The organism is Sphingobium nicotianae (assembly GCF_018603885.1).
Lineage (GTDB): Bacteria > Pseudomonadota > Alphaproteobacteria > Sphingomonadales > Sphingomonadaceae > Sphingobium > Sphingobium nicotianae.
In genome coordinates this window covers 128,619-146,882 of record NZ_JAHGAW010000010.1, presented here as the reverse complement: position 1 = coordinate 146,882, position 18,264 = coordinate 128,619, and the positions used below count along the sequence as shown (strand labels likewise).

The 18,264-nt window shown below is 65.2% G+C and carries 8 protein-coding genes; 4 read left to right on the top strand and 4 right to left on the bottom strand.

Translation table 11 applies throughout. The features are described from left to right. The first annotated feature begins 150 nt into the window (after positions 1-150). On the top strand, positions 151-1,164 hold the full coding sequence (locus KK488_RS15500) for a universal stress protein (RefSeq protein WP_214624609.1): 1,014 nt from the start codon (positions 151-153) through the stop codon (positions 1,162-1,164). Further along, positions 1,165-9,561, top strand: coding sequence for a GH36-type glycosyl hydrolase domain-containing protein (locus KK488_RS15495; RefSeq protein ID WP_214624608.1), 8,397 nt, complete (start codon positions 1,165-1,167; stop codon positions 9,559-9,561). Positions 9,562-9,587: 26 nt separating this feature from the next. Here the strand turns inward: KK488_RS15495 and KK488_RS15490 are convergent, their stop codons facing one another. Both KK488_RS15490 and mgtA read right to left on the bottom strand, forming a co-directional pair. Next, positions 9,588-10,586 (bottom strand): lysylphosphatidylglycerol synthase transmembrane domain-containing protein, encoded by a 999-nt coding sequence (locus KK488_RS15490; protein WP_214624607.1) that lies wholly within the window; start codon positions 10,584-10,586, stop codon positions 9,588-9,590. Continuing rightward, a complete protein-coding gene (gene mgtA, locus KK488_RS15485) occupies positions 10,570-13,098 on the bottom strand; it encodes a magnesium-translocating P-type ATPase (protein ID WP_214624606.1) in 2,529 nt (842 codons plus the stop codon). The genes KK488_RS15490 and mgtA overlap by 17 nt, the downstream gene beginning before the upstream one ends. Before the next feature lie 636 nt (positions 13,099-13,734). Here mgtA and KK488_RS15480 point away from each other — a divergent pair. Then, entirely contained in the window at positions 13,735-14,187 is a 453-nt protein-coding gene (locus KK488_RS15480) for a potassium channel family protein (protein ID WP_214624605.1), read from the top strand. A 124-nt stretch (positions 14,188-14,311) separates the two neighbouring features. Here KK488_RS15480 and KK488_RS21435 read toward each other — a convergent pair whose 3' ends face one another. Both KK488_RS21435 and KK488_RS15470 read right to left on the bottom strand, forming a co-directional pair. Next, entirely contained in the window at positions 14,312-15,019 is a 708-nt protein-coding gene (locus tag KK488_RS21435) for a PEPxxWA-CTERM sorting domain-containing protein (RefSeq protein ID WP_250890509.1), read from the bottom strand. A gap of 1,058 nt (positions 15,020-16,077) precedes the next feature. After that, positions 16,078-16,878 (bottom strand): universal stress protein, encoded by an 801-nt coding sequence (locus tag KK488_RS15470; RefSeq protein WP_214624604.1) that lies wholly within the window; start codon positions 16,876-16,878, stop codon positions 16,078-16,080. A 301-nt stretch (positions 16,879-17,179) separates the two neighbouring features. Between KK488_RS15470 and KK488_RS15465 the strand changes: the two genes are divergently transcribed. Continuing rightward, positions 17,180-18,160: a zinc-dependent alcohol dehydrogenase family protein gene (locus KK488_RS15465; protein WP_349356906.1), complete on the top strand. Its 981-nt coding sequence runs from the start codon at positions 17,180-17,182 to the stop codon at positions 18,158-18,160. Positions 18,161-18,264 lie beyond the last annotated feature (104 nt).

Sequence of the window (18,264 nt, the reverse complement as noted above, 5' to 3'; positions counted from 1 at the left end):
CATACCCTTATTTCGCGCTGGCCTGAGATCACGCACCGTGGCGAGGATCGAGGAACCGCGCCATCGCGTCAGGCCACCGAAATCGGAATTTTTAGCAAGCGGCCCTGATGCGACGCGCGGCATGTCCACCATGCAAGCGGAGGCGGGACCATGCCGACATCGAACGCATTATATTCATCGCGAGCAGCCGGGCAGACCGGCGGCAGTCAGGTCGTGGCATGCCTCGATCGTTCCGAAAATTCCGCCGGCATCGTCCCTCATGCCTTTGCCATTGCGCGTGCGCTGGATATCCCGGTGACGCTGCTCCAGGTCCTTGATAGCCCCCAGGGGCTGGATATGCGTCCGGACCCGCTCGAATGGGATTTGCGCCGACACGAAGCCCGGCTCAGCCTCGGGCAACTGGCAGCCGCGCCGGGGGCTTCAGGAGCGATCGCGCAGGTCAAGCTGGCCGAGGGCGCAACCGCCGATGAGATATGCCGCCTCGCGCAGGCGCAGCCGGACAGCCTCCTCGTGCTCGGGACACATGGGGAGAATGGTGCGGGGCATAGAGGCATCGGCGGCACGACGCATCATGTGCTCGATCGCGCGCCCGGTTCGATCCTGCTTGTGCCGCCTGCGGCAGCGGGGGCGGCGTCATGCAATTATCGCCGCATTCTGGTCCCGGTCGACGGGTCGAAATGGGCGGAGAGCGTCTTGCCGCTCGCCGTTCGTCTTGCCAAGTCGGCGCATGCCGAGCTCGTCCTGGCTCATATCGTCCCGACGCCGGAATTGACCGAGATCAGGCCGCTGGAACCGATTGATCTTGAACTTCAGCGTCATGTCATCGAGCGGAACGAGCAGGCCGGCCGGGCCTATCTCGAGCATATGCGTGCTTACATCGCGGAAACGGACCTGAAGGTTCGCGTCATATCGCTTCGCGCCGACGATGTCCGCGCCGCCCTGGCATCCCTCATCCGCTCCGAGGGGGCCGATATCGTCGTCCTGTCGGCCCGGGGGCATGGCGGTCGTCACCATGCCGACATTCCCTATGGCAGCGTGGCGAGCTATCTGATGACGCATTGCCCGGTGCCCATGCTGATCGCCCGCCCGTCCCTGACGGCGGATGAGCCTTTTGCTCTCAACCTGCTTCATGATGGGCCTTTCCCGGCGACAGGCCGACACTGAATGTCTCAGGAGAGGGAAGGCGAGCCCATCCTGACGGTGGCGCATGATCTCGCGCTTCGTCATCGGCTGGCGGGTCTGGTGCATCCCGCGGCCCCGCTGGCCGCCTGGGCGAATTTGCCGGCCCTGCATAAATGGCTGACCGCGGCACGCCGGGCCGCCGGTGACGCGCCACCCCAGAGCAGTTCCGCGGCCGAATGGCTTCTTGACAATGATTATCATGTCCAGCGCGCCATCCTCCAGATCAAGGAGGATATGCCTCCCCAATTCTATCGCCGCTTGCCGGGTGTCGCTGGCGAGGCGGCGAAGGGCCTGCCTCGCATCCATGCTCTTGCGCACGGCTTGCTCCATGCGTCCCATCTGCAGGTTTCGCTGAACGGGGCGGTTCGGTTCATCGATCGCTATCAGCAGGAGGAACCGCTCAGCATCGCCGAGCTCTGGGCTTTTCCGGCAATGCTGCGCCTGGCCTGTCTTGAGGTTCTCATCACCGGATTCGAGCGGATTTTTCCCGACATTCCCGCGCCGTTCGCGTTAGGGCCGGATGCGGCCCTGTCCGCCGCGGCGGACGATACCGAGTGCGTCTCGCGGGCCATCGCCAACCTCGCCGTCATCTCGACAATCCAGTGGAAGGAGTTTTTCGATCGCACAAGCCGCGTCGAGGCGATTTTGCGGCGCGATCCGGCCGGCATCTATCCGCACATGGATTTCGACACGCGGGATCGATACCGCCACGCCGTCGAGCAATTGTCCCTGCGTGGCGACCTCACCGAGTGGAGCGTTGCGGAACGCCTTCTCGCGCAATGTCGATCTGATGGCGACGAGCCTTCGGCGCATGTCGGCTACTGGCTGGTGGACAAGGGCCGGCCCGCGTTCGAGGACGCGATCAATGCGCGCGCGCGCACCCTGCAATCCCTTGGTCGCAAGCTGCTGCGCCGCCCGGAGATCCTCTACAACACCGCCCTGATTCTTGCCGCGCTCGTGGCTTTCGCCATCCCGGCGCTTTATCTCGCATCCGTCGAGGCGACGGCGACGCGCTGGCTCCTGGGCATCGTGTTGACCACTTTGCCCGCCTCGATTCTGGGCGTCACCGTCGTCAACAAGATCGCGACATTGCTCGTCGCGCCGAGAGTGCTCCCGAAGCTGGACTTTGACGAGGGGGTGCCCGACAACTGCAAGACCGCCGTTGCGGTCCCGGTCCTGGTTGCCAGGGCGGCCGATGTGCCGGCCATGATGCACCGCCTCGAAGCGCATTATCTCGCAAATGCGGACCCGAACGTGCAGTTCGTCCTGTTGAGCGACCTTGCCGATGCGGACCAGGCCGTGTTGCCGGGCGACGCCGAGGTGGAAGCCGCGTTGCTGGACGGCATCGCGCGGTTGAACGCCCTTCACTCGGCCACGAGCCCATTCCGGCTTCTGCATCGCCCGCGCCTGTTCAATCCGGCTCAGGCGACCTGGATGGGCTGGGAGCGCAAGCGCGGCAAGCTTGAGCAGTTCAACGATTTCGTCCTTCGCGGCGATCTGGGCCCCTTCTCGCTGACGGCGGGCCGCATCGAGGCATTGCGGGGAATCCGGTTCGTCGTGACGGCCGATGCCGACACGCGCCTTCCCACCGGCGTGGTCAGGCGTCTGGTGGCGACGCTGGCCCATCCGCTCAACGCCGCCCATTTCGATGAACGGACCGGGCGGGTCGCGCGCGGCTACACCATTCTCCAGCCGCGCGTCGAGATCGCGCCCGAGGGCCGCGAGCGGTCGGCATTCGCCTATTATTTCGGCGGAGATACCGCGATCGACATCTATTCGCGGGCCGTCTCGGATGTGTATCAGGACTTGTTCGGGTCGGGAATCTTCGTCGGCAAGGGCATCTACGAGGTCGCCACCTTCGATCGGAGCGTGGAGGGCCGGATTCCCGAGAACAACCTGCTCAGCCATGATCTGTTCGAGGGGCTTCATGGCCGGGCCGCCCTCGTCAGCGACATCATCATCTACGAGGGGTTTCCGTCCGGCTATCTCGATTATCGTCGGCGCTGGCATCGCTGGGTTCGCGGCGACTGGCAGCTGCTTCCCTGGCTGTTTCCGACCGTTCCTGGCCGTGGTGGCGTGCGACTGTCAAATCGCCTGACCTGGACCGACCAGATGAAGATTTTCGACAATCTTCGTCGCAGTCTGGTGCCTCCCAGCCTTGTCGCCCTGCTGCTCGGCGGCTGGACCCTGCTCGGAGGGAGCCCCTGGGTCTGGACCGGGCTCGCGCTCACAGCGCCCGCAGCCTATCTCTTCACCGACGTCGTGACCGGATTTGCGCGCGGACGACGGCGGGGCGTTCTGCAGGGTGTTCTCAGGCGGTTGGTGGACGGAGGCGTTCGCTGGGCATATTCCATTGTTTTTCTGGTCTGCGATGCGGCGACGGCGCTCAGTGCCATCGTGACGACCTTATGGCGTCTGGCGTCCGGGCGCGGCCTGCTGGAATGGGCGTCGGCAGCGCATATGAGCGCGCATTTTGCCGCGCTCGATCCGCGGCGCGCGGCCTGGCGCGAACTCTGGGTGTCGCCCGCGCTGGCCGTCGTCGTGGCGTCGGGCCTCGCTCTGGTGCGGCCGATGGCGCTGCTCCCGGCGGGGCCGCTGCTGATCCTGTGGCTGCTTGCTCCGGAAATCAGCCTGCGCATCAGCCGTCCGCGCGACCCGAAAATCGAGACGCTCGATGCGGAGGACCGGCTGTTCCTGCGTCATGTCGCGCGGCGCACCTGGCTGTTCTTCGAGACGTTCGTCACGCCGCAGGACAACTGGCTCCCGCCCGACAATTATCAGGAGCCGCCGCATGAGGAGATCGCTCATCGCACGTCGCCGACCAATGTCGGCATGCTGCTGCTATCGACCCTGACCGCCTGGAAGCTCGGCTATATCGGCATTCAGGATCTGGAGAGTCGTCTGCGCAACACGCTGGACGCGCTCGACCGACTTGAGACTTATCGCGGCCATATGCTGAACTGGTACGACACGCGCAGTTTGCGGCCGCTCGAACCGCGCTATGTGTCCACGGTCGACAGCGGCAATCTCGCGGTATGCCTCCTCGTCGTGGCCGAAGCCTGTCGCGAGGCGGCGCGAGGGGCCCCGCTCTCGCCGGCGCTCTGGTCCGGGCTCGAGGACACGTTCGATCTTCTTCAGCTGGCGCTCGCGCCCGACCGGATCGATCTCACCGCGAAGATGCGCAGGCGCCTGGGCGACGCGAAGTCCGTCATCGCGGCGGCGGGTGAGGATCCGCGTGCGTGGACTGACCGGCTTGATGCGCTTTGCGACGGAATCTGGCCCGAACTGCGCGGAGAGCTGCGCAAGGAGATTGCCGACATCGAGGGCGTCGCGGTGGCGGTGATCCGCGACATCCATGCCTGGATCGAGCGCGTCGACCACCATTTGCTGAGCATGCGCCGCGATGTCGAGACCTTTTGCCCCTGGCTGCCCCTCCTCGCAACCGCACCGCCCGACTGCGCCGAGTTCGCTGCGAAGTTAGCAACGATGCTCACCCCCCCAACTCAACCGCACGTCACCCAGCCGACTCCGGTAAGGAACTGGGCGGAATTGCTTGATGGGACTCTTGCCCGGGGTGCGGAGGCCCTCAAGCTCCTGCAAGAGCGATTGGACAACGTTGGGGGGAGGGCTGGGGGGTGGGCGTGGGGGATGAATTTCGGTATGATCTTCGATGTGAACAGCCGGCTGTTCCATATCGGCTATGACGTCAGCGGCGACCGCATCGATCAGCACCATTACGACCTGCTGGCCAGCGAGGCCCGACTGGCAAGCTTCTTCGCCATCGCCAAGGGCGACGTGCCGCCGGAACACTGGTTTTTTCTGGGCAGGCCCATCACCACGAACACGGCGGGCCTCTCGCTCATGTCCTGGAACGGATCGATGTTCGAGTATCTCATGCCGAACCTGTTCCTGCGCAGTGATCCGGATACGTTGCTGGGACAGAGCGATCGCAGCGCGGTCGATCTGCAGCGCGTTTACGGCATCAAACACGACATTCCGTGGGGTATCTCGGAATCCGCCTTCGCATCGATGGGGCCCGACCGCGTCTATCGCTATCACGCCTTCGGTGTTCCGGGGCTCGGCCTGCGTCGCGGCCTGGCGCGTGATCTCGTCGTCGCGCCCTATGCCACCGTGCTGGCCCTTGCCGCGCGCGCGTGCATGTCGGTCCGCAATCTGCATGAGCTTGCCGATCTCGGCGGCATAGGGCTGTACGGCTTCTACGAGGCGATCGACTTCACCGCCGAGCGCGTCCCGCCGGGCCAACGGTTCGTCACGGTGCTCTCCTATATGGCGCACCACCAAGGCATGAGCATGGCGGCGCTCGGCAACGCGCTGTGCGACGATGTCTTCGTGCGATGGTTCCATGGCAATCCCCATGTCGGCACCGTCGATCTGCTGCTGAACGAGCGCATCCCTTGGGAATTGCCGCCCGAAATTCCGCGCATCGAAATCCGCGAGCCCCAGCCGGTTCCGGAGCATGCCATTCCGCGGTTGCAGCCCTGGGTTCCGGTTCCGCTCGGTGGAAGAAGTCCATCCCACGCAATCGGCAACGGGCGCCTCTCAAGCCGGATCGTGGCAAACGGCGGCGGCAGCCTCACGTGGCAGGGCTATGCGCTCACCGAACCCGGTCGGGCGCCCGGCGATGCCGGCCTGTGGATCTACCTGCGTGACAAGGACAGCGGAGAGCGATGGTTGGCGACGCCCGATCCGATGCCAGTGTCGCCGACGGACGGGCGCGTGACCTTCCAGGCGCATCAGGTCGAGTATCATCGGCGTGATCACGGCATTTCGGTCACAATGTCGATCAGTATCCCGCACGGCGACGACCTGGAAATCCGACGCCTCACGCTTGTCAACGAAAGCGACCAGACGCGGACCCTCGACGTGACCAGCTATGGCGAGGTCGTCCTTGCTCCGCCCCAGGATGCGGCGCGACATCCGGCCTTCAGCAAACTCTTCGTGGGCAGCGAGGAATTGCCCGACATCAACGGCCTCCTCTTCACGCGCCGCCCTCGGGACGCAGCGGATCGCCCGCCCGTCCTGTTGCATCGGTTGATTGGCGATGAGGAGGGATTTCTGCCGCGTGGCGTCGAGACCGATCGCGCGGTCTTTCTGGGGCGTCATGGTGACGCGCACAATCCCGCGGCGATGCAGTCCGAGATCCTCGGCGGCTCGACCGGATGGACGCTTGATCCCGTATTCGCGTTGCGCGCCGAATTGGAGCTTCCGCCGCAAGGGCGGCGCGAGCTTGCCTTCCTGACGATCGTCGCGGGATCGCGCGGGACGGCCATCGAGCTTGCCGGGCGTTACGCGACGTTGGCGGCGCTCGAATGGGCCATCAACGATGCGGCGACGGCGGCCGCCCGTGAAATGCATGAGCTGGCCCTTTCACCCGATCGCGTGCCGGATGCGCAAATGCTGCTTTCCGCATTTCTTACGCCTCCGACCCAGTCCGATGGACCTGCGGAGGTCACAACCGCAGCGCATTTCAGTCGCGGCGACCTGTGGGCGCTGGGGCTCTCGGGCGATCATCCCATCGTGCTGCTGACGGCTGGCGAAGGTCAAAATAAAGCGCTGCTCCAATTTGCCACGTCGGCCCAGCGGCTCTGGCGCCGGCGTGGCATCGCATTTGATCTGGTGATCATGCACGAAGGCGCGGCAGGTTATCTCGAGCCGGTCCAGGAGCGCTTGACCCAGTTTCTACGCGAGGCTGGCGTGCTGGACGACCTCGGACAGAAGGGGGGCGTGCATCTGGTCGGCATTGGCCAGGGAGATGCCGACCGCGCCATCCTCCTGCGGCAATCCGCGCAAATCCTTCTGGACGGAGGATCCAGATCGCTCGCCGAGCAGTTCGCCGATGCCTATCCGCGCCCGCTGACCAGCCCCCGCTTCGAGCCGGTTGGTGGGCCGGCGGCGTCGGCGCAGGAAGCGCAGGCGCTCGCTCGGCCGGATGATCTGAGGTTCGATAATGGCTGGGGTGGATTTACACCCGATGGCCGGGATTACCTGATTCATCTCGAACCGGGGAGGACGACCCCGGTGCCGTGGTCCAACATCCTGGCGAATGACGGCTTTGGCACCCTGGTCACAGAAGCCGGTCTCGGATTCACATGGGCGATCAACAGCGGTGAAAATCGTCTGACGCCGTGGAGCAACGACCCCGTGCGGGATCCTCAGACCGAAATCGTCTATCTGCGTGACGAGGAGACTGCCCGCGTCTGGACGCCGACGCCGCAGCCAGCGGGCGCAGAGGCTGCTTGCAGGGTTCGCCATGGTGCGGGCTACACCAGTTGGGAAAGTCGGAGTGAGGGTCTGGAGCAGGAGCTTTTGACCTTCGTGCCTATCGATGATCCGGTCAAAGTCGTTCGGCTGCGTGTGCGAAACCTGTTGCCGCGCGCTCGGCGCATAACGGCGACCTATTATGCCGAATGGCTGCTGGGAACCGTTCCCGGAGTACCGGCAGCCTTGCGGCGGGCCTCCTACGACCCTGATGTCCACGCGGTGATGGCGCACAATCCCTGGAACGACGAATTCAAGGACCGGACCGCTTTTCTGACAAGTAGCCATCCACCCCATAGCCTGACGACATCACGGTTCGATTTCTTGGGCCCCAATGGCGATCACCGCCGGCCCGAGGGGTTGCAGAACTGGGATTTGGGCGGTCGGCAAAGCGCGGCAGGTGCCGATTGCTGCGGCGCCTTCCAAGTCCACCTGGATATTCCTCCCGGCGAAACAGCCGAACTCGCCTTCATTGTCGGTCAGGGGGACCACCGTGCTCACGCACGCATGCTCGCCCGGCGTTGGCAGGATATGGCGCATAGCGACCGAGCGCTGCGGCAATGCCGGGAGGAATGGGATAAGCGCCTGGATGCGGTAAAGGTTACGACGCCGGACCCGGCCTTCGATATCCTCGTCAACCGGTGGCTTCCCTATCAGACGCGCAGCGCGCGATTGCTGGCACGTGCCGGCTTCTATCAGGCCGGTGGCGCATTCGGGTTTCGCGATCAGCTGCAGGACGTGCTCGCCCTGTTGCATGCCGAACCGGGTCTGGCCCGAAGCCATATCCTCGCGGCGGCGGCGCACCAGTTCGAGGAAGGCGACGTTCTCCACTGGTGGCATCCGCCCTCTGGTCGCGGCGTCAGGACGCATTGTTCCGATGATCTTCTATGGCTGCCTTATGTGACGGCCGCCTACGTGTCGGCGACAGGCGACACGGGGATTCTGACCGAGGAAGTATCCTTCCTGCGGGGGCCGCCCCTGGAGCAGGGCGAGGCCGATCATTATGCGCAGTTCGACGTCACGCAGGACCGCCGATCGCTGTTCGAACATTGCGAACGCGCGCTCGATCGCGGCTATCGATTGGGCTCGCATGGCCTGCCGTTGATGGGCACGGGTGACTGGAACGATGGCATGAACCGCGTGGGAGAGAGGGGACGGGGCGAAAGCGTCTGGCTGGCCTGGTTCCTGATTTCCACGATCAAGGGCTTTGTCGCGCTGTGCGACAGGCTCGATCACAAAGCGTTGAGCGAACTCTGGAAACCGCGCATGGCGGCGCTCGCCGCCGCCGTGGAACAAAGCGCCTGGGACGGGGACTGGTATGTGCGTGCCTTCGATGACGAGGGACGGGCCTGGGGAGCCGCCGCCAATACCGAATGCCGGATCGACGCGATCGCGCAGTCCTGGGCGGTGCTGTCGGGGGCGGGCAATGCCGAGCGATGTGCGCTCGCCATGGCATCGGCCCGGACGCATCTCGTGCGCGACGATGATCGCCTGGTACGGTTGTTGGCCCCCCCGTTCGACAAGACGCCGCGCGATCCGGGATACATCAAGGCCTATCCGGCCGGGATTCGCGAAAATGGCGGTCAATATACGCACGCGGCGGCCTGGCTCGGCATTGCGCTCGCCCGCATGGGCGATGGGGACGGCGCCATGCAAATCTTCCGGCGCATAAGCCCCATCGCCCAGACCAGCTTGGCCGCGGATGCCGCGCGTTACCGCACCGAACCATATGCGGTGGCCGCGGACGTGGCCGGCGCGCCCCCGCATGTCGGGCGTGGGGGATGGAGCTGGTACACGGGCGCCGCGGGCTGGACCTGGCGCCTGGGGGTGGAGGAGATACTCGGATTGCGGCTCGTGGATGGCGCCCTCGATCTGGCGCCCTGCCTGCCAACGACGTGGTCCTCCTTCGAGGCAACCATCGTGAAGGACGAAGGCAGCCTGCACGTCGTCGTCGAAAATCCGGACGGGCTGGCCTCGGGCGATATCGATGTGCTGGTCGACGGCGCGCCCTGGCCGAGCGTGCGCATATCGTTTCCGGCCCCGGGCGAACATCGTGAAGTCCACTGCCGGCTGATGCGCCGGGCGGCACTCGCATCCTGAGCCCCGGCAGGCGGGAGCGAACGAGTCTAGCCCGGATGGGAGCGGGACCGGAGCGCCCCGCGCATAAGGAAAAGGCCCGGCAGCATGGGCAACCACAGAGTCAGCATGCGCAGGAGCAGGGTTCCGGTGAAGGCCGTCTCGAGCGGAATGCCCAGCAGATGAAGCGTTGCCGTGCTGGTCGCCTCGAACGTGCCCAGGCCGAGCGGGATGGGCCCGAGCGTCACGACGATCGACGCCATGATGAGGGCGATGAAGGCTGTCCCGAAGGAGATGGGCTGACCGAGCGCATGGATACAGGCGAAGAGCGTCCCAGCATCCGCCAGGAAGACCAGCGAATTGCAGGCCGTCACGCGGGCGAGAAGCGGACGGTCCGTCAGCAGGGCTGCGGGCGCCTGCGCCACCGTGTCGAGCAAGGAGCGGATCAACCCGATCTTCTCGATACGGCGCGGCAGGGGCGCTCTCCCTCTGCGTCGCAGCCACAGCGCAAGCGCGGGAATGGCGATCGCGATCGCGAGGAACAATGTGACCAGGCCTGCCATCAGCGGCGTCGCGCGATCATGGAGCCACAGGAGGACGAGCATGACGAGGGCGAACAGCGCGTAAGCGGCATAGAAGCCGATCATGGAAATCAGCAGGGCCGCCGCCGCCACGCCTCGCGCCACCCCGAGCGCGCGCAGTTGCTCGACGAGCAGCACATTGCCGCCCATCCCGGCGCTGGGCAGCGCCTGATCGGCAAACAGCTTCGTGATCGCGATGCGCATCAGGCGGAGCAGCGGCCGCGGCGTTCCGGCGAGGCGCAGCACGGCGGACCAGCCGGCGGCAACACCCGCATAGGTCGCAAGCTGAAGCAGCAGGCCCAGGACGAGCCAACCTGGCCGCGCTCGCCGCGTCAGGGTGGCAAAATGCTCCAGATCGCTGAAGTGCAGAACCGTCGCGACGACGGCGGCCACGATCAGCAGGCCGAACAGCCATCCTCGCCAGGGGCGCGATCGCCTCGGGGCGTCCCGCTCAGGATGCTGAGGCATGGGGAAGAGCGACGCGTTTGAACAGCTCGGCGCTTGCCAGATAGGCCAGGACCAGCACGAGGATGGCGCCCGCTATTGCCGCCCCGGGCGCGGCGAAGCCCAGCAGGCCCGCCCAGGGCAGAAACGGCAAGACCAGCGCGGCAGCGAGGCCGCATGACGCCGTCGTGACGAGCGCGGCATGCGCCCGGCTCGACCAGGCGGGGCGCAAGGTGCGGATGACGAAGACGACGAGAATCTGGGTCGCCATGGACTCGATGAACCATCCGGCTCTGAACGTTGCGACGTCCGCATGGAACAGGAAGAGCAGCAACCCGAACGTCGCCAGGTCGAAGACGGACGACAAGGGGCCCATGATCGCGGTGAAGCGCAGCAGCTCCCGCATGTCCCACTTCAGGGGCCGCGCGATCTCCGCCGGATCGGCGGTGTCGAACGGGATGCCGATCTGCGACATGTCGTAGATGAGGTTGTTGAGGAGCACCTGGACCGCCGTGAGCGGCAGGAACGGCAGGACCAGCGAGGCGAGCGCCATCGTCAGCATGTTGCCGAAGTTGGAGCTCGTGCCCATGCGGATATATTTCATGATGTTCGCATAGGTCCGCCGGCCCTCGGCGACGCCGTCCGCGATCACGTTGAGATCGGGTGCGAGGAGGATCATGTCGGCCGCTTCGCGCGCGACATCGGTGGCGCCGTCGACCGAGAGGCCGACGTCCGCGGCCCGGATCGCGGGCGCGTCATTGATGCCGTCGCCCATGAATCCGACCGTGTGGCCGCGCGCGCGCAGGGCGCGGACGATCCGCGTCTTCTGGTCCGGCGTCACGCGCGCGAAAAGGTCCACCGTCTCCACGCGCGCCGCCAGCGCCGGCTCGCTCAGCGTTTCAATCTGCTCGCCGGTCAGGACCCCTCGGACCGGCAAAGCCAGCGCGGCGACGAGATGCTCGACCACGACGGCGGCGTCGCCCGAAATGACCTTGATCCGGATGCCCGACGCCTCAAGGCGCGCGACGGCGCGGGCGGCGCTCTCCTTGGGCGGGTCGACGAACACGCAATAGCCCGCGAAGATGAGCGCCTCGTCGCCATCCGCGCCGATGCGGCTGATCCCCGGCGCCGGCTTCCAGGCGACGCCGAGCAGGCGCAGGCCCTGCGCCGCCCGCTCGTCACGGAGCGCCGCAAGCCTGGCCCGCAGGCCGTCATCGAGCGGGACGAGGGCGCCGGAGCGGTCCTGGGCGCGGGTGCAGAGCGCAAGCAGCATCTCCGGCGCGCCCTTGACGATCTCGATCCGCTCTCCATCCCGTTCGGCGAGGACGGACACGCGCCGCCGCTCGAAATCGAAGGGGCGCTCGTCGATCTTGCTCCAGCCGGCGATGCGCTCGGCCGTCGCGTGGACGATCAGCGCTTCGTCCAGCGGACTTTTCAGCCCGGTCTCGAAACGGGCGTTGACGGCCGCCAGCTCCGCCACGCGCTCATCATCCTCGCCGTCGATGCCGGGGTGGCCGACCAGCGTGATGCGCGCCTCGGTGAGCGTTCCCGTCTTGTCGGTGCATAGAATATCCATCTGCCCCAGATCGTGGATCGCCGAGAGGCGTTTCACGACGACCCTGGCCGACGCCATGCGCTGCGCGCCGCGCGCCAGGGATACGGTCATGATCATCGGCAGCAGCTCGGGCGTCAGGCCCACGGCCAGCGCCATCGCGAAGAGAAAGGACTGGAGTGGAGGCCGGCCCAGCGCAAGATGGGCAAGCAGGACGAAGAGCACCAGGAAGACGGTCAGCCGCGCGATGAGAATTCCAAGCTTGTGAATCCCGCGCTCGAATGCCGTCGGAGGCTGGGTGCGCGCCAGCGATGCGGCGATCGCGCCGAAACGGGTGCGGGCGCCGGTCTCGACCACCAGCATCGTCGCTGTGCCTCCGATCAGGGAGGTCCCGTGAAAGAGGGCATTGCGCGCCTCCGCCGGTATCGTCGCGGTCGCGGCGGGCTCCACATGCTTCTGGACGGGATAGGCCTCGCCGGTCAGCAGCGATTCATTGACCTGCGCGCCATTGACCGCGATCGCGATCCCGTCCGCCGGAATCAGGTCCCCGGCCGAAAGCATGACGATATCGCCCGCGACGAGATCGGATACCGGCAGCTCGACGGCGGCTCCGTCGCGAAGGACATTTGCGTGAAGCGCGATCGAGCGCTTGAGGGCCTCGGCGGTCGCCTCGGCGCGATGCTCCTGCACCAGGTCCAGCGTCGTCGACAGGATGACGACGAGCACGATGATCGTGAAACTCGCCAGATCGCCCGTCATGCCGGCGATAGTCGCGGCAACCAGCAGGATCGCGACAAGAGGATTGGCGAGCCGGCGCAGCAGATCGCTCAGCAGGCGGCGGGGAGGAGCTATTGCCAGCCGGTTTGGACCATCCCGGGCGAGCCGTGCCATTGCTTCGTGCGCGCTGAGCCCGTCGGGCGTTGCGCTCAGACGATCGAGAGTGGCGGAGGGTGGACTCTGCCAGAATTCGGCGTTGCTGCTCATCTGCGGCGCTGGTCGAATGCTTTGATGAGCGACACCCCGACACCGCTTGCCAGGCGTGGGTAGATGAAGGCCAGGCAGGCATACGGGCCGGGCTCGTCGGCCCGGATATCCGTCCGACAGGGCTCAGCGAGATAGACTGGCTGGGGCATGGCGTTCCTTCAAGTCGCTCCGCCATCGCTGCTGCGCGTGGCGCGGCATGCCAGCCATGACCGCCTTGGCGATCAGGCCCAATCCGCAAACATACCTAGGCTGCGTGGACTATTTTCAGTGGTCGTTCGTGGCGACCGATCTTGCCAAACCGGCCGGTCTGGATTGTCCAGAGGTCACACCAAGGTCACACTATCAGTAACGATACAGGCCGCGCGCTTCCCCGCATGCCGCTGTGTTCGGGATGAGAAAGAACCGAGCGTCGCATGCCCCGGCTCGCCATGCTCTAACGCGACCCAACAGGACAGCCCCGACTTCGCGACAGCCTTTTGGGGCAAGCTGTGCCGTCCTCTCCTCCTGAAGAGGGAGAGGCCATCGTCGTTGCCTGGCAAAAGCAACACGCTGACCATATTCAACTTCTGACCGACGACTGAGGCGGCGCCGAACATTGTGATTCCCGCCACGAGTGCGCTGTGGCAACCTCGTGTCATGACCTTGTTCACCCAGCTCGGCATCTCGACGCTCGTCGTCGCGGCGACCGTCATCGTCCACCTCACCGGCCTCGGCGCGCTGCTCGCGATCCTGCGCCGTCACCGACATGCCGCCAGTCGACTTGTGGCGGCACTGGTCAACGCGCTCGCCATCCTGTTCGGGGCTTTTGGGCTCTTCGCGCTTCATGCGATCGAAATCTGGGCATGGGCTGGCGTCTATTGGTGGCTGGGTGTGTTGACCGATTTCGAAGAGGCTCTGTATTTTTCGACGTCGACCTACGTCACGATCGGTTATGGAGATATCGTCCTGCCGCAGGGCAGCCGCGTGCTGGGTGCGATCGAGGGTGCGAGCGGCATCATCCTCATTGGATGGTCGACCGCCTTCTTCTTTTCGATCGTCGATCGCCTCAAGCTTCTCGAGCGCGGTTTCGAACGCGACCGGCCAAAATAGTCGGGCTACGGGCGGTCGCCCTCTCTTGAGGAGCTGGCGGGCTGGCTCGTCTCGCTCGGCCCGGTCCCCGCGCCGCAGGAAAATCATAGTTCATCGATCCTCCTGCGACGCCGGGACCCTGGCGTCACGCGCTGGCGAAGCGCAGCGCGAGGCGGGGACGTCGGCGCAGCGCGGCGCCGAGAGCACCGAAGCCGGCGAGCATGAGCGCCCAACTTGCCGGTTCAGGAACTTCCCGCGCGAAAATATTGTCGAACAGCATCGTATTCACGCCCGGCAGGTTCGGGTTGAACTGTTGGTCGAAAAGATTGGTTTGCAGGCGCACCTCGTCGAAAAGACCGCCCCGGAAGCCATAGGTCTTGAAGCAGACGTTGATCGTATCGCACAGCGCGCCAGCGCTGCCGGTCGCGACCACCGTCCCTTGCAGAAGGAGCTGATAGTAGAAGGGCGGGAAGGCGCCGATAGGCTGGATCAGCTGCGTCGTCGCATCGAACTGAAAGGCGTTCATGACGCCGCCATCGGTCATCGTGAACCGGGTGTAGATATTCTGGCCGGAGCCATCATACCAGCTGTAGAGCCCGTCGTGCTGATAGGTCGTGACGACCTTGTCTCCCCCGATCGACTGAACGGTAATCCCGCCTTCGGCATAGGGGCCGCTCCATGGGGGCGTCGGGGACGTGCCGGCATGGGCGCCGATGCCCTCGAAGCCATTGAAGGCCGTCGGGATGATGAAAGCGCCATTCACCACCTCGATGGCGGCACGGGACGGCTGGGAAACCGATGCCGCGAGGGCGGCGCCGGCAAACGCAAGGGTGCGGACCATGGATTTTTGCATAGGTCGATTCCTTCGTCATTGCCCTGAGGAAGGAGGCCCCCAGGGATTGTTGAAGTGCATCATCAAAACCGAGCTCGGAAAGCGTATCGGCAACACGCGCTGTCAACGCCCTCATGGCGGTTGACAGCTCACCTGCGCGACCGATGCGCATCACCGATGGCCAGCCACAAAAATGACTGTGCCGTCCCTATATTTGACAACCCACCTTGCCGAATTGGCGGTTTTTTCTGAGATCATTTCCATTGACCGGGAATTGGGGATTTCCCGTAAGGGAGCGCCTCCGGACAGCATCGCGCAATGTCCTTGCGCACCTCATGTCGCCGTCAAGCAGGTAAAGCGTGTCGATCCCCCTACGCGCGGGTTCACCCTCATCGAGATGGAAAAAAAGAAACCCCGCCGATTGTCGGCGGGGCCAGTGAGGGGGGGTCGGCTGCCCAGAATGGGTAGCCCTTTCCATGTGCCGCAGCGTCGCGGCATTTGCATTGAGGATTTATCCGTAGGTAGTCACAGCCCCTGAAACCCGATTGTCGGCGCGGATCCGGTGCTCAGGCGACGTGCGTCAGCGCTTGAGCGGCCCAGGGCTTTACGGGAAATGGGGCTGATCAAGACCTCTGTGCATCCGTTGATCGGCGGGCACAGGTGCGATCGCGCGCCGGTCTGGAGCTTTCACGTCCCGGGGCGCGTGGGGAAAATTCGGGCAGAGATATCGTCGAGAGGCGGACTGACGGGTCGCCAATACGACCATTAGCCTCTCTTCCTCAGAGGAGGGGGGAGGTGGAGTTCAACGTCGGGCTATTCGCTTCGCGAGCGATGCTGCGCATCGCCACCACCCCCTTCCCCCTCCTCTGAAGAGGAGGGGCTAATGGCTGGAATTCACTCGGTTTCGGCTGTCCACTCCGGTCGCGAAACGTCCCGGAGCGGACCCGCTATCCGCCGCTTATCTGTCCCCGCGCCCCTAATCATGGGAACCACCGCGGACCCGATGGCGCGGGCGTAGAGCGCGCAGTCTGGGGCGGGCCTTTGCGACCCGCCTCATATGCTTGCAATGATATCCGGTTTCAGTGTGCGAGAATGAGCGGCAGCTTGCTGTCGGCGAGCATGCGCTTGGTGACGCCGCCGAACGTCTCCATCATGCGGCCATGGCCATAAGCGCCCATCACGACATAATCGGCATGCCAACGGGCGCATTCGGCCGCGATGAGATAGTCGGGCGCCGTCAGTCCGTCCTCAATCACCATGACGCTGGCATGGATGCCGTGGCGGGAGAGATATTCGGCCGCCTCGGTTGGCTCGATCTGTTCCGCGCCGTCACGGATCATGAAGATTTCAACCTCGCTCGCGAGCGCGAGGAGCGGGACGCAGGATCGCATCGCTTCCGCCGAGGAAGCCTGGCCATCCCATGCGACGAGGGCTCGGCCGAGCGCGAAATGGTCCAGTTCATCGGGCACGGCGACGACCGGCCGGCGCCCGTGGACGAGAACCTGGCTGGCGACCTCGCGCATGTCGGGATAAGGAAAGGTGTCCAGCTTGCGATTGAGGACGATCAGATCAGCAAGCGCCGCCGAGTCCTGGACGCCCTGCGCCAGAGAGCCGGTATAGTCCACCCAATCCCAGGAGACGTCTTCGCTGGCGAGCCGGGCTTCCAGCTTGCTCTTGTTCTTGCTTTCGCGCTCCTGCTCCTCGGCAAAGACCATCGCTTCGCCGATCGCGCCATAATAATAATCCCCGGCAAATGCGGGCATCATTGACACGTCGACGCAGCGCAGATGGCCGCCCAGTGCGCGCGTCAGATCAAGCGCGGCCTGAAGGCGGGCTTCCTGTCCTGCGTCTTCGTGAACGAGCAATAGAATATTCTTCATCATCGCCTCCATCGTCTGTCGGGGCGATGGCTATGGCGTTGGCCGGTCGCTTCATATGAGGGATGATACGGATGCTGGTCGGCCCGCATGACGGCGGTGGTCTCGTTCGCCAGCGAAGTCCGTCTCGTCTCCGCCGGGCCTGTCGATGGCGCCGGTTGCCAGAGCATCCGTAGATTCCCTGACGGCACCGGAACCGCGCCTGATCTACGGCGGCGGGAGCAGATCGCGAAAGCCGAGCCACGATGGAGGCGATGGACTGCATCCTCATGTCAGGAGCACAGCGGTGACAAAGATGATCGGGATGCAGATCGACGCGCCGGGCAAGCCGCTGCGACGGGTTGCGTGTGATCTGCCGCCCCCTCAGGCAAGCGAGATTTTGCTGGAGGTCCTGGCCTGCGGCGTCTGTCGAACGGATCTTCATGTGTTGGACGGCGAGATTCCGGCGACGTATCCGATCATACCGGGCCACGAGATTGTGGGCCGCGTGCGCGCGATGGGCGCGGCCGTGCAGGGCGTCGCGATTGGCCAGCGCGTTGGTGTTCCCTGGCTCGGCAAGACGTGTGGCGTCTGCCCCTATTGCGCGTCCGGCCACGAAAATCTCTGCGACCACCCGCAATTCACGGGCGCGACGCGCAACGGCGGCTATGCAACCCACGCGCTCGCCGATGCGCAATATTGCTTCGCGATCCCCGATCGCTTCTCCGATGTCGAGGCAGCGCCGCTCCTGTGCGCCGGTCTGATCGGGTGGCGGGCCTTGCACCTTGCGGGGCCAGGCAACCGGATCGGCCTCTATGGCTTCGGATCGGCCGCGCATATTCTCGCGCAAGTCGCCCGGGCGCAGGGTCGGGAGGTCTATGCCTTCACAAGGGAAGGGGATTTGGCCGGCCAGACCTTCGCACGGTCGCTGGGCTGCGTCTGGGCAGGCCCGTCCGGCGCGCCGGCCCCCGAGCTTCTTGACGCGGCGTTGATCTTTGCACCGGCGGGCGAGCTCGTGCCTCTTGCCCTCAAGGCCGTCCGAAAAGGGGGCAGGGTGGTGTGCGCGGGCATCCACATGAGCGATATTCCGAGCTTTCCCTACGCGGATCTCTGGGAGGAGCGGCACATCCTTTCGGTCGCGAACCTTACGCGCCAGGACGGCTCCTCGTTTTTCGAGACGATCGATCGTCTGCCCATCAGGATCGTGACCGAACAATTTCCGCTCGAGCAGGCGAACCTCGCGCTCGAGCGCCTGCGATTGGGCGCTCTTATGGGCACGGCGGTGCTGATCCCTCGGGCGGCCTGACGGGCGCGGCCGTTTTCGCCTGCGGCTAAGGGAAGGTACGAATGTCGCTACCTCCGGGAGGGCTCTAGCGCTCCTTCAGTTCCAAGCTGGAACGGGAAGGGTGT

Coding starts and splice junctions, on each gene's coding strand:
- KK488_RS15500 (WP_214624609.1), top strand. CDS start 151: ATGCCGACATCGAACGCATTATATTCATCGCGAGCAGCCGGGCAGACC.
- KK488_RS15495 (WP_214624608.1), top strand. CDS start 1,165: ATGTCTCAGGAGAGGGAAGGCGAGCCCATCCTGACGGTGGCGCATGAT.
- KK488_RS15490 (WP_214624607.1), bottom strand. CDS start 10,586: ATGCCTCAGCATCCTGAGCGGGACGCCCCGAGGCGATCGCGCCCCTGG.
- mgtA (WP_214624606.1), bottom strand. CDS start 13,098: ATGAGCAGCAACGCCGAATTCTGGCAGAGTCCACCCTCCGCCACTCTC.
- KK488_RS15480 (WP_214624605.1), top strand. CDS start 13,735: ATGACCTTGTTCACCCAGCTCGGCATCTCGACGCTCGTCGTCGCGGCG.
- KK488_RS21435 (WP_250890509.1), bottom strand. CDS start 15,019: ATGCAAAAATCCATGGTCCGCACCCTTGCGTTTGCCGGCGCCGCCCTC.
- KK488_RS15470 (WP_214624604.1), bottom strand. CDS start 16,878: ATGAAGAATATTCTATTGCTCGTTCACGAAGACGCAGGACAGGAAGCC.
- KK488_RS15465 (WP_349356906.1), top strand. CDS start 17,180: ATGCAGATCGACGCGCCGGGCAAGCCGCTGCGACGGGTTGCGTGTGAT.